This is a genomic window from Dyadobacter sp. CY347 (assembly GCF_021502655.1).
Taxonomy (GTDB): Bacteria; Bacteroidota; Bacteroidia; order Cytophagales; family Spirosomataceae; genus Dyadobacter.
In genome coordinates this window covers 83,297-104,760 of record NZ_JAKFFT010000005.1, presented here as the reverse complement: position 1 = coordinate 104,760, position 21,464 = coordinate 83,297, and the positions used below count along the sequence as shown (strand labels likewise).

Genomic DNA, 21,464 nt, shown 5'->3' with positions numbered 1-21,464 from the left:
ACAGATCATAAAAAATCGCCTTCCTAAATGGGGAGGCGATTTTTTTGTTTTACTCAAATAAAATAAATGCTACACTGGAAGCCATATGTTGAACACCGCTCCATTTCCCGGGCTCGATTCCGCGGCAATGTAGCCGCTATGCTGCTCCACGATTTTTTTCACAATGGTAAGCCCTATCCCGGTTCCGGAATATTCGTGCTTGCCATGAAGCCTTTGGAACAGACTGAAAATCTTCTCGCTAAACTCCTGCTCAAACCCAATGCCGTTATCCGAGAATGTAATGTGATGATACTGCTGATCCAAATGAACACCGGCAGGAGCAGCAACATTGGCTCCGTCAACAATTTCGGCTGTAATCGTTATGACCGGATTCTCGGTTGAAAATTTGATTGAGTTGCTGATCAGGTTTGAGAACAATTGGTTAATCTGAAAACCATTTGCCCTGATGACCAGAAGGTCTTCATAATATATAACGGCATGTTTTTCCGCGATCAGTAATTCGAAATCTACCTCAATGTTCTGGACGATTTTGTTAAGGTCCACAGCCGAATAGTCATCGCCCGTCTTGGCCAGGCGGCTGTATGTCAGCACAGACTGTATCAGTTCGCTCATGCGCTGGGCCGACGATGAGATCTTTTGGTAATACACATCTACGGCATCGGTATCCGCCTTATTTTTCTGAATTAAATGAATGAATGTCTGGATTTTACGCAACGGTTCCTGCAAATCGTGGCTCGCGATGTAGTTAAATGATTCGAGCTCCTTATTGGCCAGCAAAAGATCCTTCGTGCGTTGCTGCACCTGCTGCTCCAACTCCTCCGTAAACAACTTCTGGCTTTCCTCGATCCGCTTCCTAGCCCTGTGCATCTTGATCTGCGACTTGATCCTGGCCAGCATTTCATTGGAAGAAAATGGTTTAACCAAATAATCATCCGCGCCGATCTCATAACCTTCGATTTTTGATTCTTCGCCAGCCCGTGCCGTGATCAGGATTACCGGCAGCTGACTAGTTTCCGGATTGGCTTTCACCCGCCTGAGCAATTCAATACCATCGATTTCCGGCATCATAATGTCGCTTAAAATCAATGTAGGCTTATATTTTTTGATTTTATCAAGCGCATCCTGACCATTTGTTGCCGTGATCGTATCGTACTTTGTCGAAACGAGGGATTCGATGTGCTGACGCATATCCGGATTGTCATCGACGATCAGGACGAGCTCACTGGCTTCTCCGGATTCTGACTCAATATCATCACTGTTAACAGCTGCCAACACTTCCTGCTTTTCCACAAGTGCCGCCGCTTCATGCAAATAGGCATTTGAGTTCGTTATTTCCAGGCTATCACTGTCTTCCAAAATGTGTGTTTGGGATAAATGCGCTGTGCTGAATGGAATAGAAACAGTAAAGCAACTTCCCTGACCCTCAACACTTTCGACACTAACACTTCCGTTATGCAACAAAATCAGTTCTTTGATCAAGGAAAGCCCGATGCCTGTTCCTTCATACGTTCGTCCTGCCGCATTTTGGACCCTGTGAAAACGCTCAAACATATGCGGCAATTCAGGCTCGGGAATACCAACCCCGGTGTCGGTTACTGTCAGCACGGCATTTTCACCATCAGCGAAAAGCTTGACAGTAATGGCGCCTTCCAGTGTAAATTTGAATGCATTCGATAACAAATTGAAGACGATTTTTTCCCACATCTGGCGGTCCAGATAAACGGGTGGCATATGATCATCCGTAATGACATTCAATTGAAGACCAGCACTTTCAATCACAGACCGGAAATTCGCCGAGAGGTTTCGGGTATAAGTCGCTAAATCTGTCGATACGAAACGCGCCTGATGGCGGCCACTTTCAATGCGACTGAAATCCAGCAATGCGTTGACCAGCTTCAATAGCCGCAACGCATTCCGGTGCGTCACTTCAACACTCTGCCTCTCAGCATTTGTCAGATTACTAACTGGTTTATTCAAAAGTTCTTCCAACGGCCCTAGGATCAACATCAATGGCGTTCGGAACTCGTGGCTTATATTGGTAAAAAAAAGCGTTTTCGCCTTATCCAGTGCTTCGAGCGCCTCAGCGCGCTTCCGCTCTTCCTCGTATGCGAGCGTATTGTTCACGCCCAGCGAGATCTGATCTGCAATCAATTGGATAAAATTCCGATAAGCATCATCGAATTTACGGTATGGATTCAGTCCTACTGTAAGCACTGCCAGGGGAAACTGTCGGTTGGCAGACCTGATCGGAATATCCACAAAAACGCGTGGGGAGATATCCCATGCCCCTTTTGGAACCTCGTTAAATTGCCCGTCCACGTCCGACTCCACAATATAGTTTTCGTGAATGGCCTTCAAGATGCCGGGAGTGGTGATTTCAGGATTGGTTAAGTCGATGATACCATGCTCCGGTTTTTCCGCAAAGCCGGAGTAAGCAACGATTTCGGCACTGTTGCCATCCATTTTCACTTTATAAACCATTGAAAACGGAAAATCCTGCGGGTTGCCGGCCAGTGCTTTTGTTGCCTGAGCATACACTTCCTGCTCGTTTTTCTTCTGAGCAACCGTATCGAGCAGCTGCATTGTTTTCAGTGCCCTTTCATTAATGATCCGGTCTGTATCCGCTGTGTTATAGCAAATTATGCCGGAAGGAAGCCCGTCCGCGCCCAAGACAGGCGTGTAGGAAAAAGTGTAATAAGTTTCTTCGGGAAAGCCGCTGCGCTCCATGATCAGCAGCTGCGACTCCACATATGTGCCCTCGTCTTTTTTCATTGCCCGGGAAAGCAACGGTTCAATATCCTTCCAGATATCCTTCCAAACTACCGACGCCGGCTGCCCTAATGCAACCGGATGTTTTCCGCGAACGATATCGATATATGCATCATTGTAGAATTTGACCAGATCATCGCCCCAGCCGATCCAAATCGGTTGTTTGGAACTGAGCATGATCCTTACGCACGTTTTAAGGCTTTGCGGCCACTGTTCGGGGTTACCAAGATTTGTTTTTTCCCATTCAAATTGCCGGATGCGTTCGCCCATTTCGCCTCCTCCTGCGAGGAATTCCAGCTTTTTTAACTCATTGTCTACCATGAAAATGACTAGATAAGGGTCGTTACAATTCTTTTAATTTCTTCCTTTACCTCATCCGTGTTGGCGTGTTTCTTTATAAGCCCTGATGCTCCGAGCGCCTTGCATTGCTGCACAATAGCCTTTTCATCGGAGGTCGAATACATAAAAGCAGGGATATGAATGAGCGACGGCCTTTTTTTCATCTCTGCTAAAAATTCCATACCATTCATTTTGGGCATATTGATGTCTATGAAGATGACATCGGGGGAGAATGCGGGTTGTTCCAGTTTTTCGAGCGCCTGAATACCATCTTTGGCAAAAACACATTTTGCATCGGGAAGAGCATCTTCCAGCATGATGGAAAAAATTTCCTGATCGTCGATATCATCGTCAATCAGAAACACGGTCACGTTTTCAGACATTTTCGAAAGTTTCAGGAGAGCGCAAATCGCGCGACGCAAGATAATAAAATTCCTGTAAGCTCCTCCGCCCTACTCAGCCGAAATGCAGGCCAGGTAGGCCCTTTTCAAGGATGAGGTAATGTCGTCGTAGCGGAGGGGTTTGGAAATGTAGTCGTCCATGCCGGCGGCGAGGCATTCTTCCCGGTCTTCTTTCATGGCATTGGCGGTCATGGCGATGATGTAGGGTTGGTCGATCTGCTGTTTGCGGATGAGGCGTGTGGCTTCCAGGCCGTCAATTTCGGGCATTTGGACGTCCATGAAAACGACATCGAACCTTTCCGAAAATGTTCTGGCAACGACCTCCACCCCATCGCGGGTAACGATCGGGCTGTAACCCAGTTTACTGAGGATTTTGACAAAAAGCTTTTCATTGATCTGATTATCCTCCGCAATCAGGATCTGCAAGGGATATTGGATGGCAAATTCCTCAGAAAGCGGAGATTGCACCGCTGGCAGGACTTGCTTGCCCGAATCACCCTGATTTTTGAGTTCCATCTGGATCAGCTGTCCAAGTTGCTGATGCTTGACTGGCTTGGTCAGAATAGCAGCGAATAGGTCTTTGAATGTATGCCGCTTGTCGTCGCCTACCGAGCTCAACAGGAAGATCGGCAATGTTGGAAACCGCTTTTTGATGATCCCAGCCAGTGTCACGCCATCCATTTCCGGCATTTGCTGGTCTGTAATGATGAGGTCGAACTTCATACCGCTGTCCAGGATTTCGAGGGCGTGCTTTCCAGATGATGCAAGCGTAGGCACCAGCTTCCATTGTTCCATCTGCGCATGAAAAATCCGCAGATTCGTTTCATTATCATCCACGACCAAAACTGCCTTTCCATCATTTTCGGAAGTGTTGAAATGCACATATTGCCTCTGCGATTCATGGCTGACCTTTGCCTGGATAGAAAAATGAAAGCTCGTGCCCTTATCCGGTTCGCTATCGACACCGATTGTCCCGCCCATCAGCTCTACAAGTCGCTGGCTGATTACCAGCCCGAGTCCCGTGCCTCCATATTTGCGCGTATGAGAAGAATCAACTTGCGAAAACGCTACAAACAGGCGGTCGAGCTTATCCGCAGGAATGCCGATGCCCGTGTCTTTGATCTGAAAGCTGATTTCCAGTTCGTCTTCACTCATGTATTTGACCAGTTTTACAATCACCAGAATTTCACCCTGATGCGTAAACTTAATGGCATTCCCGACGAGATTGATCAGGATCTGGCGCAACCGCTGGCTGTCGCCAATAATCTGGTTAGGGACTTGCGGACCGATCTGGTAAACCAAATCCAGGCCTATGACGGCAGCTTTGGAAGAAAATATATCCAAAACCGCCTCAATGCAGTCGCGAAGATTGAAACTGATGTTTTCCAGCTCCATATTGCCCGACTCGATCTTCGAGAAGTCCAGAATATCATTAATTACGGTAAGCAAACTGTCGCCACATTTGATTATGGTGTCTGTATATTCCGTTTGTTCCTCATTCATAGGCGTTTGCGCGAGGAGCAGCGCCATTCCGATCACCCCATTCATCGGCGTACGGATCTCATGGCTCATTATGGCCAGGAAAACGCTTTTTGCCATATTGGCCTTCTCCGCTTCCTGCCTCGCTACCAGTTCCCTCTCGTGCTGGTTTTGCAAACGGGAATTCATGGTTTGTAAATCAGCGGATTGCAGTTCAAGTTCGTGTTTCTGGCGTATCACCTCAACGGTCCGTTCTTCAACCTGTTTTTGTAGCAGATCTTTTTGCTCTTTGATCCTTCCGATGCGCCAGCGGTAGATCCAGTATATGAGCCCTCCTATCAACAAAACCGCTAGTGTCCTGAACCAAAGCGTCTTCCAGAACGGCGGTGTCACGCGCAGGACAATGCTCGTCCCCTGCTCATTCCAGACGCCATCATTGTTGGAGGCCTTTACTTTGAAGACATATTTTCCCGGATCAAGGTTGGTGTAAGTTGCCTTTCTGTTGGTCCCGCTGTAAATCCAGTCTTTATCAAATCCTACGAGTTGGTACGCATACTGGTTCTTTTCAGCCAGCGTATAATTCAGCGCAGTGAACTCAAAGGAGAGCATTGACTGGGCATAGGAAACAACGATTTCCCTGGCTGCACTAATGTGACTTTTTATAGGTGATCCTTCTTCCTGATTTTTAACCGGTTGATTGAAAATCTGAAAATCGGTTATAAAAACGGGTGGGATAAATGCATTGTACTTAATACTGTCCGGGTGAAAAAAATTAAGTCCATACTGCCCTCCGATGTATATTAGTCCTGCCTTGTTTTTAAAAACCGAGAGACGGTTGAAAGAACCCTGCTGTAAGCCGTCGCTGAAATCGAAGTTGCGAAACTCCTCGGTTTTTGGATTAAACCTCGAAAGGCCTTTATTAGAACTTACCCAAAGTAATCCCCGGCCGTCCTCTGTAATTCCTTGAACCACATTATTCGGCAGCCCGTCCGATTGCTGGTAATGCTTGAAAGTATTAGCCTTTTTATCAAACAAATTTAGTCCGCTACTCGTGGCGAGCCAGATACGCCCGTTTTTATCTTCATAGATCGCATTGACATGGTTATTAGACAAGCTCTTAGCCTTTGTCGGATCCGAATGGAATGCTGTAAACCGGTTCGTTTTCTCGTCATAAAGGTTCACTCCGCTTCCCTCGGTTCCTACCCAGAGATTTTTATGTGAATCCACCAGCAGCGAAAGAATCATGTCGCTGCTGATGGAGCCACTGACATTCGCATTGGCCCTGAATTCAACTATATTACCCGAAGCCTTATCATATTTCATCAACCCTCTCGAAGTCCCGATCCACAGGCAGCGCCTGCTTTCATCATTGATCATGACGTGAATGTTGGCATAAATAGAGGATGCAGGGTTTTCGCTTTGATTCAAATTCCTGAATGCGTTTATTTTTTTGTCATACAAGCTCAAACCACCCTTATAATTTCCTATCCAAATATTCCGTGCCTCGTCTTCACAAATTGAGATAACATAGTTGCTGGCAATGCTGTTTTCGTTTTTGGGATTGTGTGTAAAATAAATCGTCTGATTGGTTTTAGGATCGATCACATTCACACCGCCCCCATCTGTACCGGCCCATATTTTTCCGTCAAAGTCCTCTATAACAGTAAGTACATTGTCGTTATTTAGACTTTTCGGATCATTAATGTTGGTTTTAACCAAGCCGAATTTCAGGGGCTCAGAATCCATTACATTAATGCCTCCGCTGTACGTTCCTATCCACATGCTGCCTTGCGGATCACAAAACATGGCATAAATAGAGCCGTTGTTCAAGCCGCCAGCATCATTTTTGTCGTAATTGAAATGAACAAACCGGTCGTTGGCCTGCAACACATTGATGCCGCCATTCCTGGTTCCTACCCATACTTTCCCAGTTTTATCTTCTTCCAGTGAGATCACATCATTATGAGAAAGGCCGGCCGGTTGCTGATCGTTATGTTTGAATACTGTGAATGTTTTCCCGTCTGCATTTAAACGGTTAAGCCCCCCGCCCTCCGTAGCAATCCAAAGTCTGCCGTGGGAATCTTCCAGAATCTCATTTAAATCGTTGTTGCTCAGCGAGGTTGGATCTTGCGGATTGTTTTTGTAGTTGATAAATTTTTTAGTTGCCTCATTATAGCGGTTAAGCCCGCCGCCGCTGGTGGCTACCCACACATTCCCCTTCCGGTCCACTGTAATGTCGCTCACCACGTTATGGCTCAGGCTTCCGGCAATGCCGGTATTGCTCGAATAGTTTTGTAAAGTATTTTTTTCAGGATTGAAGACGCTGATGCCGCCGCCAATGGTGCCCAGCCACAGATTGCCATCCCTATCTTGGTCAATAGCGTGCACTTTGTTATGGCTGATGCTGTTGTTGTCTCCTGCTTTATGCAGGTAATTCGTGAAGGTTTCCTGCTCACTATCAAACCGGCTCAATCCGCCATCATCGGTGCCAACCCAGAGCCTGCCTTGTTTGTCTTCAAAAATGGCATGAATATAATTATGGCTGAGTGTCTGCGGGTTACGAGGGTCGTTTCTGTAAACTGTGAATTTATACCCATCAAATTTATTTAGCCCGTCCTGCGTCCCGAACCACATAAAACCGCGGCGGTCTTTTACAATGCAGGTAACATTGTTTTGTGATAAGCCATTCCCTGTGGTTAAATGTCGGAAGATCGCTTTTTTTTCTTGGGCAATTAATGGGGTAATTAAATAAAGAAGGGCAAAAAGGAAGATAAAATTTCTACGCATGCAGGGTAACATTCAATTTACAACTATTTCTACGTAAATTAAATGTAATTTATAACTCTGCAAAGATATTCTGTAAATAAACGGCAAAGATGTTGAGGTAACCTCAGGCGCTGGCTTTATAGCCCATCACATCCTGGATTTCTTCTGCCAGCAATTCGATGGTGCTCGGCTTTGAAATTACCTTCATTACGCCAAAAGACTTGAAATTAGGAAGGTCGGCAGCTTTCAGGCCGGTTAGAATAACAATGTCCACGTGATTCACGCCTAATGCCTCATTAATTGCAAATAAGCATTTGGGGAGCTCCATTTTCGGCATATTAAAGTCTAGAAAGATGTTATCCGGCAACGGAGAAAGCCTTTCCTTTATTTTCTCAACTGCGTCCTGGCAGTTAAAAGAATGCTCGCAAGTTGCTTTCGGAAAAACCATTCCGAGTGCAAATTCAAATATCTCATGATCATCCGGATCATCGTCGATAAGCAATATACTGTTATTCATTTTTAGTGTAATCCGTTCCACACACAGTTTCAATGCTGTCCTGTAAAATAATTGTTCCCAGGAATTCCATTTTCTAAAAATATCTACACGTAGTTACATTATAGTACCCGCTCAGTTACTTGGTAACTTTTCGCAGTGAATTATCGTAGTAAATTTTTTCTAAAAAATATCCATAAACATTTGTTGTAATACCACCCGGTAGCATACTTTGCGGCACATATTAACAGCTCATTATGGACGCCTCTGCTACGCTCACTCAACGTTCCTGGAAATGGGAAGAAAAAGTCGCATTCCGTTTTTTCTTCATTTTTTTTCTTCTCTACATTGCCCCCTGGACGTGGCCTTCCAGCATTCCTTTCACCGGCGACTTGCTTAGTTTTTTCAACGACCTGCACTGGGGTGCGGCCGAATGGCTCATCCAGCTGGCCAAAAAACATATCCTGCACACAGACATCAAGATCGCACCCAATGGCAGCGGCGATACCATTGACGACTGGACCTGGAATGGGATCATGCTTTCGTTTGCAGTTTTGGGAACGCTGATCTGGTCAGTGGCGGATGCGCGAAGACGCGAGTATAATGCACTTTTCACGTGGCTGCAAGTGATTGTGCGTTACCAGCTGGCGATGAGCATGTTCACTTATGGATTTATCAAAATTTTCCCGATGCAAATGCCTGAGCCAAGCATCAGTCAGCTCGCGACGCCGCTGGGCGAGTTTACGGCCATGCGTTTTGCCTGGCTTTTTATAGGCTCCTCTCCTTCCTACGAAGTATTTTCCGGCATTTGTGAAGCGCTTGGAGGCTTGCTGATGCTCTCGCGGCGCACCACGGCTTTGGGCGCCATAATCCTGGTGGGTGTGATCGGGCATGTAGTCGCGCTTAATTTCTTTTTTGATATTCAGGTAAAACTTTACAGCACCGCGTTGCTGCTCATGGCGATCTTTCTTTTAGTGCCGCATATACAGAAACTCTGGGCGCTCTTTATTCAAAATCAATATGTTAAACTCAACATTCCGGTTATAAACCTTACCAAAAACTGGCAGCGCATCACCCGGATCGCCCTGAAAATGTTGTTCATCATTGTTTTCTGCCTGGTTTCTTTTTACGAAAATATGTCGGCATACTTAGCGGGTGGCTATATGGCGGTAAACAAACCGACTGTTGCTGAGGGATTTTTCAATGTCGAGTCATTTGAAGTAAACCAAAAACCGCTCACGCTGTATGGAGATACAACCCGTTGGGACAACATTATTTTTGAAAAATGGAATAACGGCAGCATCAAGCGGGAACCCGCCGACAGCCCGTTGATGCGATACGGACGCGAATATTTCTCATATAAGGCGGATACGGCCAAAAAGACATTCGAAATGCAATACAAGGATTCAACCCGCAACTTTATACTGCATTACACGAATCCTGACAGCACGCGAATGCTGCTTTCCGGGAAAAGCGGTAACGACTCGCTGCGCATTCTGTTACGCAGGAAAACCCAACCATTCCGGTTGAACGAACCCATGCACTGGGTTCATAACAGCATCCGCTAATGTGCTCACCAGTGCAACGCTTTGGCTTTCATCCTGTGTCTCTGGTTTTGAAGACATAAACCAACGATTCCTAAAACGAAAAAAATTACATTTCCATGAAGAGAACATTTACATTCCTGACGCTTTTTACCGTTGCGCTCCTGCATTTTTCGTGTACCAATGTGAATACTGAAACGGTCGAGCCCATAGTTTTAAATGCCAAGGGCCCTTTTCAGCAATCCCAGTTTGAAAATTACCCGATGCGGGTAACAGATGCCTACCGGATCGTTGGCGGAGATTCTGTGAATCTGCTAGCCGACTCAATCATTCGAATTTATAGAAACGCCGTGTGCTTGACTTTTGTGGAAGGGCGTGTCTATTTCTACAGCAGCAGCAATTATCCGAGCACCAAATTTCCGGCGCCCGCCCAAACATTCTCGTTAAATACTAAAATAATGCTCCCTACCAACATGAGCTATCGTTGGGACACGGAGAAACAAACCATGATTATCCGGTCGTCCGGTTCTTCCAGCTATTTCCCGATCATTCCAGACGGAAAAGAAGCATATATAGACACAACAGGTGTGTATTTACACAAGAGCATACAGGAAGCGCAGGCCTCAAACAGAACTGGCCAAATCAGATTTATATATGACGACGTAGACTCCAAACTCGGGGCCGTATCGAACCACATTACCATGCGGCCGCTTTGGTCTTATGAAAGGGATTCTATTGCCCAAGCATATCAGCATTTTGTGATGTTCTAATGCCGGTATAACGATTGCCTGATTTATCGGTAACTTTTAGAAGTCAATTTTAGATTATAGATTATAGTTGGTATGAGAGTGGTTGTATGGTGCGTCATTTGCTTGCTTTCCGTTGTTTCCTGTAACCAAGTGAATCATTTAGAGCCACTTGAACCGGAACCAGTGCCTTCGAAAGTGATTGCACAAGTAAAACAATGGTATCCGAATGCGGAAAATCTGGTGTTTAAGCCACTGCTTGAAAAGCTGGTTTGGGAAGTGAAATTTGATGAAGGAGCATTCAAACATTCATCACTTGCCGACAGCACGAAAATCTGGGAAACTTATCGTTTCAGTGCGGAAAGTGCACCTCCGAAAATGCTGGCGATGGTTGAAAAAAGCGCATTCAAAGGCGGAACGTTTAGTGCCAACCGGGACATGATTGGCACTGTTGCTCCCGACGAAAGAAACAGGCTCATTTATAACCTGCACGGCACAGATTATGTTTTTAATTGGGTTTTTGTAGACAACCGGGTCGCAGGTGCAGCATTTGAGGAGACGCTTTACTGGATTTTATATTCTGACATGGGCCTGTTGCCCCAAAAAGCCCAAGCATTCATTCATGCTGATCCGCTGCTGAAATTTGAAAGTTTGGAGCTAAAAGTAGAGTTGGATTTCAAAAAGTATTACAATGTACTGGTCAGTTTTGATCAGGCGGGGGTAAAAACTTATGCAAATTTTATTTTTAGTGAAGGTGGTGATTTAAAGTGGTTTAGCAGGGCATTTAATGAACCGCAGGATCTTACCGGGCCACCCAACTATGATAAGTTGCCTGATGCAATGCAACAATATCTGGACGCTTCGCCTGAGCTTGCAGGGTTTTCCAGCCAGCCGATCGCCGCCATGCAGTGGATGTCCGAATATCGTGGCGAAAAGTGCTATTGGATCCGATATCTTAATAATACCACATTCGATTTCTGCGATTTACAGTTCGATAAGGACGGAAACGTGGTCGGCAAATCATACTTTATTTATTTCCAGTAAAATTTTCATTATATAGTTATAAATTTACTCATAACGCGTTCACGTCCCGGACTTTATGAAGTTTTTTCTCTCAAAGAAATACAGTAATCTGTCATCCTTGGTGAAAGCTTGCCAAAAGCAGGATCCAAGTGCGCAGACTGCATTTTACGAGCGTTACAAAGGGCGGTTAACGGGAGTTTGCCAGCGTTATGCAAGGACAAAAATGGAGGCGGAAGATATTTTTCAGGAAGCATTTATCAAGATTTTCAACAACCTTCAGGATTTGAAAGACCCGGATTCAGTGGACAGCTGGGTTAAGGTAACGGTCGTCAGGACGGCGATTAACTATTATCATCGCACCACAAAGCAACAGGACCTGAATGGTTCTATACACAATATGGATATTCAGCTGGAATCCGACGATTATGAAAAGATCGTCGACCAATTGAATGTGGAAGATTTGCTGGCGATCATCAATGATCTGCCCGACAAATACAGGACGATCATTAACCTGCACCTCATCGATGGCTATACACATGCTGAAATTGGCGAATTACTGTCCATTCCGGACGCGACTTCACGGTCGCAGTTTATGAGAGGGCGTAATTTGCTTTTAAAAAAATTAGAACTAAAAGGGATCGTGCATCATGAAAACTTCTGAGAATAAACTCAATGAGGCACTGCGGTCGGCCCTTAAACGCAAATTTGATAACTTTGAAAATGCGCCTGACCCGTCTGCATTTGAGAAAATACGCGCTAATATCAAACCCGCGCCGCAGTGGAGATATCTGTTTTTCAGCCTGTTATTCGTTGGCTTGGCCATTACAGGCATCATTACAGACCAACATTTCATGGACAACAAAGCTGGAAAGACAGGAGTTGTCTATTCAGCTGACGTAAAAAAAACCGTAGCGGAATCGCCTGTTGAAGTGGTGGTTATGGATAAGCCGTTGGTAGTGGAACGAGCGTTAGCTGAGCCTGTATCAGAAAAGCCAGCCTTAACAGTGCCAGTCTCAAAAGCAACATTTACACCAAATCCACATAATGCTAATCAGAACAGTCTGGCAGCTTCAATAGAGGAGAACGTTACATCAGCCGACATTGAAGAATCGGAAAGCGGACAGCCGGCTGCTGATAAATCCGGTGATGAGGCAATGGCCATTGCTGCCCATACGCTTGCTAATCAACAATATAAATTCGAAACTAATCATTCCGGTTTACCTAAAATTGATATTCCAAAGGCTGACATTAAACCGGTTGTACCAAAGCAAATTGGCCAATTCAACTGGCTTGTCAATGCGGCTGTGCTGCAATCCTATCAAATCCTGACGGTGCCCGCGGGTGGTCAGAGTTTTCAGAATTTTGAATTTCCTTCTACATTTTCGTTGCGTTCTCTGGGATTCAAGGTCAGTATGGGTGCGGAGAAAAAAGGGTTTCAGTTTATGCTGCATTACAGCCGTTTTCGGCAATCTTATTCTTATGAGATCGCGGGCAGCGATTACATTGTACATACTGTGGATCAGGATAAATTTGTCGTAATCCGTCAGGGAACGCGGGTAAGCCAGGATAATCAATTCAGCCTTTTGGGAATAGGCGTTAACAAGCAGGTGCAATGGGGAAATGCCTCGGTAGGCAAATATTATGCTTCCGCAGGTCTGGAATATTCGTATGGAATGATCAGGAAGCAAAGCATTGGCTGGGTGAATGCTGGCATCGGCAAGCAATTCCCGATCAGCCGGAACACGTCCCTGCACATTGGCCCCTATGCGGAATTTAGTCCGGTAAAATTTACCGGATCGGGCGATCCATTCTTTTACCAACCTTACCGGGTTGGTATTTCGGCAGGTTTGAGGTTTGGCAAATAAGCTGTTTTCCTAATGCTACCTGAAATTTCGTCCATTGGGAAAAATCTCCGTCTGCACATCCTTTCGGTCTTGTCTGCTTCTATTCACTGCCTTTGTCGCATACTCATCCTTCTCATCTGCTCTGGAAAGGGTCAGAATGTTTGGTTTTTCATCCTCAATAGCGGTTAATTTTTTTAATAGAATGGAAAGATCAAAGCATTTTTGAACAATGACATGAGTCACATCTCCTTCACGCTGCAATTTCCCTTCGACCATTAACAGTCTGGCATACAGGATCTCTTTTCTGTATTTTTCAAAAAGACCTTTAAAAACGACCAGATTTGCAAAGCCAGTTTCGTCTTCAATGGTAATAAAACAAACGCCGCCAGCAGTTCCGGGCCGTTGCCTTACCATTACCAAGCCTGCCACTTTCACCATTTTCGTATTGCCAATGAGATCCAGATTTTTGGTGGAGTACACATTAAGCATATCCAGTTTCTCCCTTACAAAACTTACCGGATGCGCTTTTAACGACAATGAAGTAGAAGCATAATCCTGCACAACATGCTCCGACGCGCTCATAACAGGCAAATTGACCGCAGCTTCCGACGTGCTTTCCGAAGGCTGGCCTTCAAATAACCCTATGGGCCGGTCACTCATTGCGGATACTTCCCAAAGCGCCTGCCTCCGATCCAGCCCTATGGACCTGAATGCGTCGGCATCGGCTAATTTTTCGAGGGCGGCTTGCGAAACGCCTGCATCCCGTAAAGTATGAATATTGATAAATGGCTTTTGCCGTGCGGCCAGCAACGCCTGGATATCTTCCTCCCGCATCCCTTTGATCTGCCTGAAACCGAGCCGGATCGGGCAATATTTCCCGGTTTTGGCTTCCAGCAAATTATCCCATTCGGAATAATTAATATCGACAGGCCTCACTTCTACATCATGCTTCCTGGCATCAATGATAATCTGCGCTGGCTGGTAAAAGCCCATGGGCATACTATTCAATAATGCCGTTGCGAACACGTCGGGATAATAACATTTCAAATAACAGGAAACATACACCAGCAATGCAAAACTCGCGGCATGGCTTTCCGGAAAACCATAGCTCCCGAATCCCTCCAATTGTCTGAAAACCCGTAAAGCAAATTCCTCGGTATATCCACGTGCCGTCATACCGGCCACAAGCTTCTGCTCAAACCGGGTCACCATTCCTTTTACTTTGAAAGTGGCCATGCTCCGGCGTAATTCGTCCGCTTCGGCAGGTGTAAAACCGGCAGCCACAATGGCGATTTTCATGGCCTGTTCCTGAAACAAAGGAACACCAAGCGTTTTGCCTAAAATGGCTTCCAGTTCTTTGGAAGGATATGTCACTTTTTCTTCCTCATTTCTGCGGCGTAAATAAGGATGCACCATATCGCCTTGAATAGGCCCAGGACGCACAATAGCAACTTCAATAACAAGGTCATAAAAACATCTTGGTTTCAACCGGGGCAACATGGACTGCTGCGCACGGCTTTCGATCTGAAACACCCCAATCGTATCTGCCCTGCAGATCATATCATACACTTCCGAGTCATCAGCGGGAATGGTGGCAAGCGTATAGTCTTTGTCGTAATGTTTTTTAGCAAGATCAAAAGCCTTTCGGATACACGTCAGCATTCCCAGTGCGAGCACATCAATTTTCAGAAAACCGAGCGTATCAATGTCATCTTTATTCCATTCAATGCAGGTCCTGTCCACCATACGCGCATTCATGATCGGGCACAGGTCGGAAAGTTTGCCTTGCGTAATGACAAAACCTCCGGTATGCTGCCCCAGCTGTCGTGGAAATCCAACGTATTGCCTGGTCAGGTCCAGGATTTTGAGCAGATGCGGATCGTTGGGGTTAAATCCCTGTTCAGCAACACGGTTTCCCTCAAACCATTCATCCGTAAATTCCCAGATAGAATTAGCGAGCCGATTGATTGCATCCAGGGACATGCCCATTGCCTTCGCCACATCGCGTATGGCGCCGCGTTGGTGCATTTGTGTAACCGTAGCCACTATACCGGCCCTGTCACGGCCATATTTTTTGTAAATGTATTGGATCACTTCTTCCCTGCGCTCATGCTCAAAATCCACATCAATGTCGGGTGGTTCATTGCGCGCGGAAGAGATAAACCGCTCAAAAAGCAGGTCTATTTCCAAAGGGTCCACGGACGTAATGCCGAGGCAATAGCAGATCGTGGAGTTGGCCGCAGATCCCCTGCCCTGGCAGAGTATTTTTTGCTCACGGGCAAACCGGACAATGTCATAAACTGTCAGGAAATAGGCCGCATAATCCATTTCCTCCACGAATTTCATTTCATATGTTATCGCATCTTCCACTTTTTGCGGGATGCAATCTCCGAAACGTTCCCTTGCCCCTATCCAGGTAAGCGTTTCAAGTTCTATCATTACGGAATTGCCGGAACTCGTAATTTCCTCAGGATAAACATATTTGAGCTCATTCAGTGAAAATTGACAGGCGTCCGCAATCTCCTGGGTGCGCCGGATCGCATCCGGATATTGCCTGAAAAGCCGTTGCATTTCATCAATGGGCTTCAAAAACCTTTCACCATTCTGATAAAGCTTAAAACCTGCATTGTGGATCGTGCATTTTTCCCGGATGCAAGTAAGGATATCCTGCAATTCCCTCCGGACCGGATTATGGTAATACACATCATTCGTGGCCACCATAGGAACATCCATCTGATTTGCCAGCTGTGAAATCCTGTGCAGCTTTTTGGTGTCATCACCCTGATAGGAACGGGTTGCGGCAATGTAAAGGTCCTTCCCGAATGCCCTCTTATATTCTTTTAATGTTTGTTTAAATTCAGGTTCAAAATCAAAATGGCTGTTCAAAGCGGCGGGCGGAACCACTATGAACTTAATTTCGCCGGCATAGCGAAAAACATCCGCCTTATACAAATGACATTGTCCTTTTTCGGCCCTCAGGTTACCTTCCGTCAATAAAGAAGAAAGCTGAGAATAACCTTGTTGCGTGGTCGGGTAAGCGAGCAGACTCGGGCCATCCAGCAAATCCAGGCGACAAGCTGGAATGATACGGATGTCTTTCCCCTTCGCCGCCGCATGGCCACGAACAATTCCAGCCAGGCTGTTCCGATCTGTTATGGCAATTTTTTTATACTTAAATGTCAATGCCTGCTGCACCAATTCCTCCGGATGCGATCCACCACGCAGGAAGCTGAAATTGGTCGTTACCTGTAATTCCGTGTAGCACATATTTTAAGCAAAAAAACCATGGATAAACCACTGGGAACCTTCATGATCATAATGCCCGAGCCTGAAAATCCAGAATCGCGCACCATCCTGATCTTCAACACAATAGTAATCCCGATGCATGCCTTGTTCCAGCCACCATTCCCTTTCAATGCGCTCCGGGCCGTCGGCCCGTTTCATGTAATGCACTATTCCTTTAAACTTGAACAGGACAGGCGGATAATCCGGCACAGGCACAGCCACATCGATCACTTGTGGTTTGGCCAATAAAGTGATCGGCCTCGGCCTGTCAACACGCCAGGCGGTTTGGGGCGTTTCCACCAGTGAAGCAGCGATTCTAACGGATCTTTCCGGCCAGTAATGTTCATCCGGAAGATACCGGTGGATTGTCCCCATCCCTGCCCTGCCTGCAAGCCTGTCCAGCAACTCGACCAGGTTTACATTTTCCGAACCCGCCTCTGTATTCCAAAGCTTCTCCTGAACCTCGGTAACATCTTCGGTAACCGGGGCTTCCAACACAAACAACTCGATACCCATTCCCGGCCTGATGGTGGATATTTTCAGCTCAAAAAGCTTAAAAAGATGCATTACATGGAATGATCCGCGGTTTGTTACAATGTCAATCTGCACTATTTTCCCGTCCACGCGATATCCCGTAAAAACAGCTGTCCGTAAGCCTTTTCCTTCCTTGACCAGACGGCGGCATATGATTTCCAGAAGTCGCTTTAAAGCGATCTGAATCCCGATTGCCGTTACAATCGGTTCCATACAAGGTAACCTTTCCTGGTATGGAACCGCTGGTTTAACCGATTGAATAACCTCTATCGCATGTCCAAAAGCCTGATCCAAACGATCCAGAAGCGTTTGCCCAAAGCGCCTGCGCAGAACCGAACGCGGCATTTTGATAAAGTCACGGATCTGATAGAACCCAAGTTTATGCATGCGTTCCAAAACCGGCGCTTCGAGCCGCAATGCGGCGGGGGGCAACGGCAACAATGCTTCCGACAGCGAAAGCGGCGGCACAATGCGCTTATCCTGACCATAATGTGCAACCGCCCAAGCCGAGCCAATCGTATCCGCAATAGCGGCGCTTACATCATATCCCTTGTGCCGAAGCCTTTTAATAATATCCTTTAAATAAGCCCGTTCACCTCCCCACAGATGCGCACAGCCTGTAATGTCCAGGATCAGGCCGTCAGGAGGGTCAACCGCGACAATGGGCGTGAAGCGTATGCACCATTCCGCCAGCCCGTTCAGCAACTCGGCTGCCTTCCCGGGATCATCATTAATCACTTCCAAAGCAGGAAAAAGAGCCCTGGCATCCGCAGCAACCATTCCCATCACGATTCCGCTTTCAATAGCTTTCGGGCTTGCTGCTCTAACCACCATTCTCCCACGCTCTGGTGCCGCCAAAACAAACTGCTCGCCTGCAAGTTCAGGACGTTCACTAACGACCCAGTCGGTGATTAAATGTCGGAACCATATGTTTGCAAAGCGCTGATGCATAATTGTAGTTTATCACATAATCATTTGTTTTTCAACAATTTAATATATGAATGATATTATAGATATCTATTATTTGGTCACAATGATATCAAATCTAACGAACAGTCGCAAGGATTTTCTCTTTTTTCTTTTGGTAGTAATCAACAAAAAAGCCCCTCAACCGGATATGCCGATTGAGGAGCTTCTGAACAGATATAGGTTTGTTACTGCTGCGATTCCAGCACTTCATCGAGGTTTTCGAATGCCATCAGGAAACCTTCTTTGAAACCCATTTCCAGGTGTTTTTCCAGATCGGAAAGTTCGTTGAATGTTATTAAAACATCCACGATCGTGTTGCTGTTATTTTCATTAAAAGATAAGAGCCATTGCGAGCCTGGGAGAAAATCACTGGGTGTTCCGTTTTCATCGCAAAAATGATCCAAAGCGGAATAGGATTTTTGCGTCGTGATCGATTTGTATTCAGTACGCGCCCAATGTTCCTCGCCTTCCGGACCGACCATGGCATATAACCAATGCCCGCCTTCCCGGAAATCCATTTCTTTGGTCCTGGCTTTCCAGGGCTTTGGCGCCCACCATTGTTCCAGGAGCTCTTTTTGTGTCCAGGCTGCCCAAACTTTCACCACGGAAGCAGCAAATTCCCGTTCAACGCGGATCTTTTTAGTTTCTTTGTCAACCGTGAAATTCAACAAAAGGTTAGTGTTCATAATCATTTGGCTTTAAGTGAATTGATACTTGATGTAGTTGATCATAAATTTCCCTGCCAGATGATTCTTACCTTACCTGCTGGCATTCGGTAAAATTTTTATATGTTCTGAAACTGCCCGTTTACATGTATTAAAATGTTCTGCCAAAGCATTCGGTGTCATTTATTTACTTACAAATAATCTTAACTTGTAGGCCACAAAAACCATTTTACCAAGCAAGATCATCCATAAAATAGTCGAAACGAATGAGCGAAACGAAATTCAACATTGCCGTATTGATCGATGGCGATAATGCACAGGCAAAGTTCATGAAGGAAATGCTGGAAGAAGTTTCTAAGTACGGAAAAGCCACGGTAAGAAGGATTTACGGCGACTGGACAAGCTCTCACATGAATAGCTGGAAAGAAACTGTCAACAACCATTCGATCAGCCCGATCCAAAAATTTTCCTACACAACCGGCAAAAATTCAACCGACAGCTCGCTCATCATCGACGCCATGGATATCCTCCACAGCAAAAGTGTGGATGGGTTTTGCATCGTTTCCAGTGATAGCGACTACACCGGTTTGGCTAAAAGGATCAGAGAAGAAGGACTTTTTGTCATGGGCATCGGCAGAAAAACCACTCCGATTGCATTCGTAAATTCATGCGAAATCTTCACTTTCAGCGAAAACCTGATCGAGGAATTGGACGTGATCATAGAAGAAGCAGAGATTAAAAAGGTGGATGTAACGCCCCAGGAGAAAGTTAAAAAGGACGCTAAAAAGCCGGAAACGAAGATCAAGTATCCGAAAATTGATATGACCATCATTGATAAGGCATTCGAAATATCCACGAACGAAGAAGAGGAAGCGCTGATTTCCAAATTAGGATCATCCCTCCGTAAAATTGACCCAAGCTTCGATTCCCGCACTTATGGTTTCAAAACCTTAACCCAACTTCTCAAAAGCCTATCCAAATATAAAATCGTGAATAACGAGATCAACGGGCTTAATCATCCGCTGATTAAGCTAAAATAGCCGATTTAAAAAAATATCCTCCAATTTTTTTAAACAAATTTGCGTAAGCGAATACTTACATATAATATTGTGTAAGTAAATACTTACATATATGTCTATTGAAGCAAGAAGGGATGTTTTCCAAGCCATAGCAGATCCTACAAGACGCCAGATCATCAGCCTGATCGCTCATAGATCTATGAATCTTAATGCTATTGCTGACAATTTTGACATTAGCAGACCGGCTGTCTCTCAGCACATTAAGATCCTGACGGAATGCGGAATGGTGGTTGTGCGGCAGGAAGGACGTGAAAGATTTTGCGAGGCTAAGCTGGATGGGCTAAACGAAGTGTCTACTTGGGTTGATCAATACAAAGAGTTCTGGAATGAGAAATTGGATTCTTTGGGAAGCTATCTGAACCGGATGCAGTCGAATGATCAGTCAATTGAAGATGCAAACACGAACCAATCAAACAATCAATAATATGGACCAGCAAACAACAAAAAAAGAAGGATTGAAAATTGTAAGGGAGTTTAGAGCGCCTAAGACGCTTGTATTCGACGCATTTGCATCACCCGAAGCATTTGCGGAATGGTGGGGACCGGCTGGCAGTCAGCTATCTGTGGAGCGTTTCGACTTCCAGACAGGCGGGAGCACGCATTACAAAATGGAAGGAAACGGACATGTGATGTGGGGATTATTTCAATACAAAAACGTTCAGCGTGCCGATCTGCTGGAATTCATCAGCTCATTTGCCGATGCCGAAGGAAACATCATTACTTCACCCTTTCCCATGGATTTTCCACTGGAGATATCCAATAAGATTACATTAGAAGAAAAAGACGGCGTCACAACATTAACTATCCAGGGTCATCCGATCAACGCTACACCTGCACAGGAAGAAACTTACCTATCAATTATGGAAAGTATGCACCAAGGATTCAACGGAACATTTGATCAGTTGGAAACGTATCTTGCGAAGCTGCAAGCGTGAAGGAAGGTTATTCACAATCGATCAGTAGCAAATCCAATTTCCATCTTAATAAGGTAAAACGACAACGTATAAACCATTAAAACGCCAAAAAACATGATCAAGCCACTTTATCCTTGCCTTTGGTATGACGGGAATGCGAAGGAAGCTGCGGATTACTATTGCTCTATTTTCAAAAGTTCAAAAATCACTTCCGAAAACCCGATGGTGGTGACGTTTGAGCTAAATGGGTTTAAATTTATGGGGTTGAACGGCGGTCCGCATTATAAGTTTTCGCCCGCTACTTCTTTCGTGGTTGAATGTGATACGCAGGAAGAAATCGATTACTACTGGGAGAAATTGGGTGAAGGCGGTTCATACAACCAATGTGGCTGGCTGGATGATAAATTCGGGATGTCCTGGCAGGTTGTGCCGAGTGTTCTGTCCAAATTATTGTCGGATCCCGAACGGGCACCTCGCGTGATCGAGGCATTTATGCAGATGAGGAAGTTTGATATTGCTGCGCTGGAAAACGCCTAGTACATGGCTTTCCTGAGTTTATTTGACGGATTTATAGTGAAAATATCGGCTAAAAGGTAACTTGCGCAAAACATTTT

Annotated in this window: 16 protein-coding genes; 9 read left to right on the top strand and 7 right to left on the bottom strand. The window is 45.5% G+C overall.

Going from position 1 to position 21,464, the window contains the following annotated elements:
• Window positions 1-69: 69 nt before the first annotated feature.
• From L0659_RS14780 to L0659_RS14765, 4 genes are all read right to left on the bottom strand, one after another.
• A complete protein-coding gene (locus L0659_RS14780; protein WP_235127037.1) occupies window positions 70-3,090 on the bottom strand; it encodes an ATP-binding protein in 3,021 nt (1,006 codons plus the stop codon).
• An 8-nt stretch (window positions 3,091-3,098) separates the two neighbouring features.
• Window positions 3,099-3,491, bottom strand: coding sequence for a response regulator (locus L0659_RS14775; RefSeq protein ID WP_235127034.1), 393 nt, complete (start codon window positions 3,489-3,491; stop codon window positions 3,099-3,101).
• A 69-nt stretch (window positions 3,492-3,560) separates the two neighbouring features.
• Window positions 3,561-7,775, bottom strand: a complete 4,215-nt coding sequence (locus L0659_RS14770) for a hybrid sensor histidine kinase/response regulator (protein WP_235127031.1) — start codon at window positions 7,773-7,775, stop codon at window positions 3,561-3,563.
• Window positions 7,776-7,878: 103 nt separating this feature from the next.
• Window positions 7,879-8,271, bottom strand: coding sequence for a response regulator (locus L0659_RS14765; protein ID WP_235127029.1), 393 nt, complete (start codon window positions 8,269-8,271; stop codon window positions 7,879-7,881).
• A gap of 233 nt (window positions 8,272-8,504) precedes the next feature.
• On the opposite strand from L0659_RS14765, the gene L0659_RS14760 reads away from it, so the two are divergent.
• The 5 genes from L0659_RS14760 to L0659_RS14740 all read left to right on the top strand — a co-directional run bounded on the left by L0659_RS14760 (window position 8,505) and on the right by L0659_RS14740 (window position 13,425).
• Window positions 8,505-9,815 carry a hypothetical protein gene (locus L0659_RS14760; RefSeq protein ID WP_235127027.1) on the top strand — a complete coding sequence of 437 codons (1,311 nt, stop codon included), beginning with the start codon at window positions 8,505-8,507 and terminating at the stop codon, window positions 9,813-9,815.
• Between the two features lie 95 nt (window positions 9,816-9,910).
• Window positions 9,911-10,561: a hypothetical protein gene (locus L0659_RS14755; protein ID WP_235127025.1), complete on the top strand. Its 651-nt coding sequence runs from the start codon at window positions 9,911-9,913 to the stop codon at window positions 10,559-10,561.
• Between the two features lie 129 nt (window positions 10,562-10,690).
• Complete coding sequence (locus L0659_RS14750) at window positions 10,691-11,581, top strand: hypothetical protein (protein ID WP_235127024.1); 891 nt, start codon at window positions 10,691-10,693, stop codon at window positions 11,579-11,581.
• A 55-nt stretch (window positions 11,582-11,636) separates the two neighbouring features.
• Window positions 11,637-12,221, top strand: coding sequence for an RNA polymerase sigma factor (locus L0659_RS14745; protein WP_235127023.1), 585 nt, complete (start codon window positions 11,637-11,639; stop codon window positions 12,219-12,221).
• Entirely contained in the window at window positions 12,208-13,425 is a 1,218-nt protein-coding gene (locus L0659_RS14740; RefSeq protein ID WP_235127020.1) for a hypothetical protein, read from the top strand. Before L0659_RS14745 ends, L0659_RS14740 begins: the two co-directional genes overlap by 14 nt.
• A 15-nt stretch (window positions 13,426-13,440) precedes the next feature.
• Here L0659_RS14740 and L0659_RS14735 read toward each other — a convergent pair whose 3' ends face one another.
• From L0659_RS14735 to L0659_RS14725, 3 genes are all read right to left on the bottom strand, one after another.
• On the bottom strand, window positions 13,441-16,671 hold the full coding sequence (locus tag L0659_RS14735) for an error-prone DNA polymerase (protein WP_235127019.1): 3,231 nt from the start codon (window positions 16,669-16,671) through the stop codon (window positions 13,441-13,443).
• Window positions 16,672-16,674: 3 nt separating this feature from the next.
• Window positions 16,675-18,174, bottom strand: coding sequence for a DNA polymerase Y family protein (locus tag L0659_RS14730; protein ID WP_235127016.1), 1,500 nt, complete (start codon window positions 18,172-18,174; stop codon window positions 16,675-16,677).
• A gap of 203 nt (window positions 18,175-18,377) precedes the next feature.
• Complete coding sequence (locus tag L0659_RS14725; RefSeq protein ID WP_235127014.1) at window positions 18,378-18,878, bottom strand: SRPBCC domain-containing protein; 501 nt, start codon at window positions 18,876-18,878, stop codon at window positions 18,378-18,380.
• Window positions 18,879-19,123: 245 nt separating this feature from the next.
• On the opposite strand from L0659_RS14725, the gene L0659_RS14720 reads away from it, so the two are divergent.
• From L0659_RS14720 to L0659_RS14705, 4 genes are all read left to right on the top strand, one after another.
• The gene (locus L0659_RS14720; RefSeq protein WP_235127012.1) at window positions 19,124-19,897 is read left to right on the top strand and encodes an NYN domain-containing protein; all 774 of its coding nucleotides are present in this window, start codon (window positions 19,124-19,126) and stop codon (window positions 19,895-19,897) included.
• 91 nt (window positions 19,898-19,988) lie between these two features.
• Window positions 19,989-20,360, top strand: coding sequence for a helix-turn-helix transcriptional regulator (locus L0659_RS14715; RefSeq protein WP_235127011.1), 372 nt, complete (start codon window positions 19,989-19,991; stop codon window positions 20,358-20,360).
• A gap of 1 nt (window position 20,361) precedes the next feature.
• Window positions 20,362-20,871 carry an SRPBCC domain-containing protein gene (locus tag L0659_RS14710; RefSeq protein ID WP_235127007.1) on the top strand — a complete coding sequence of 170 codons (510 nt, stop codon included), beginning with the start codon at window positions 20,362-20,364 and terminating at the stop codon, window positions 20,869-20,871.
• Window positions 20,872-20,964: 93 nt separating this feature from the next.
• Window positions 20,965-21,387, top strand: coding sequence for a VOC family protein (locus tag L0659_RS14705; RefSeq protein ID WP_235127006.1), 423 nt, complete (start codon window positions 20,965-20,967; stop codon window positions 21,385-21,387).
• The last annotated feature ends 77 nt before the right edge of the window (window positions 21,388-21,464 follow it).

Bases quoted from the DNA above. Each gene is read 5' to 3' on its own strand.
- L0659_RS14710 (WP_235127007.1), top strand. From the start codon at position 20,362: ATGGACCAGCAAACAACAAAAAAAGAAGGATTGAAAATTGTAAGGGAG.
- L0659_RS14780 (WP_235127037.1), bottom strand. From the start codon at position 3,090: ATGGTAGACAATGAGTTAAAAAAGCTGGAATTCCTCGCAGGAGGAGGC.
- L0659_RS14705 (WP_235127006.1), top strand. From the start codon at position 20,965: ATGATCAAGCCACTTTATCCTTGCCTTTGGTATGACGGGAATGCGAAG.
- L0659_RS14740 (WP_235127020.1), top strand. From the start codon at position 12,208: ATGAAAACTTCTGAGAATAAACTCAATGAGGCACTGCGGTCGGCCCTT.
- L0659_RS14730 (WP_235127016.1), bottom strand. From the start codon at position 18,174: ATGCATCAGCGCTTTGCAAACATATGGTTCCGACATTTAATCACCGAC.
- L0659_RS14715 (WP_235127011.1), top strand. From the start codon at position 19,989: ATGTCTATTGAAGCAAGAAGGGATGTTTTCCAAGCCATAGCAGATCCT.
- L0659_RS14725 (WP_235127014.1), bottom strand. From the start codon at position 18,878: ATGAACACTAACCTTTTGTTGAATTTCACGGTTGACAAAGAAACTAAA.
- L0659_RS14755 (WP_235127025.1), top strand. From the start codon at position 9,911: ATGAAGAGAACATTTACATTCCTGACGCTTTTTACCGTTGCGCTCCTG.
- L0659_RS14745 (WP_235127023.1), top strand. From the start codon at position 11,637: ATGAAGTTTTTTCTCTCAAAGAAATACAGTAATCTGTCATCCTTGGTG.
- L0659_RS14765 (WP_235127029.1), bottom strand. From the start codon at position 8,271: ATGAATAACAGTATATTGCTTATCGACGATGATCCGGATGATCATGAG.
- L0659_RS14720 (WP_235127012.1), top strand. From the start codon at position 19,124: ATGAGCGAAACGAAATTCAACATTGCCGTATTGATCGATGGCGATAAT.
- L0659_RS14775 (WP_235127034.1), bottom strand. From the start codon at position 3,491: ATGTCTGAAAACGTGACCGTGTTTCTGATTGACGATGATATCGACGAT.
- L0659_RS14735 (WP_235127019.1), bottom strand. From the start codon at position 16,671: ATGTGCTACACGGAATTACAGGTAACGACCAATTTCAGCTTCCTGCGT.
- L0659_RS14760 (WP_235127027.1), top strand. From the start codon at position 8,505: ATGGACGCCTCTGCTACGCTCACTCAACGTTCCTGGAAATGGGAAGAA.
- L0659_RS14770 (WP_235127031.1), bottom strand. From the start codon at position 7,775: ATGCGTAGAAATTTTATCTTCCTTTTTGCCCTTCTTTATTTAATTACC.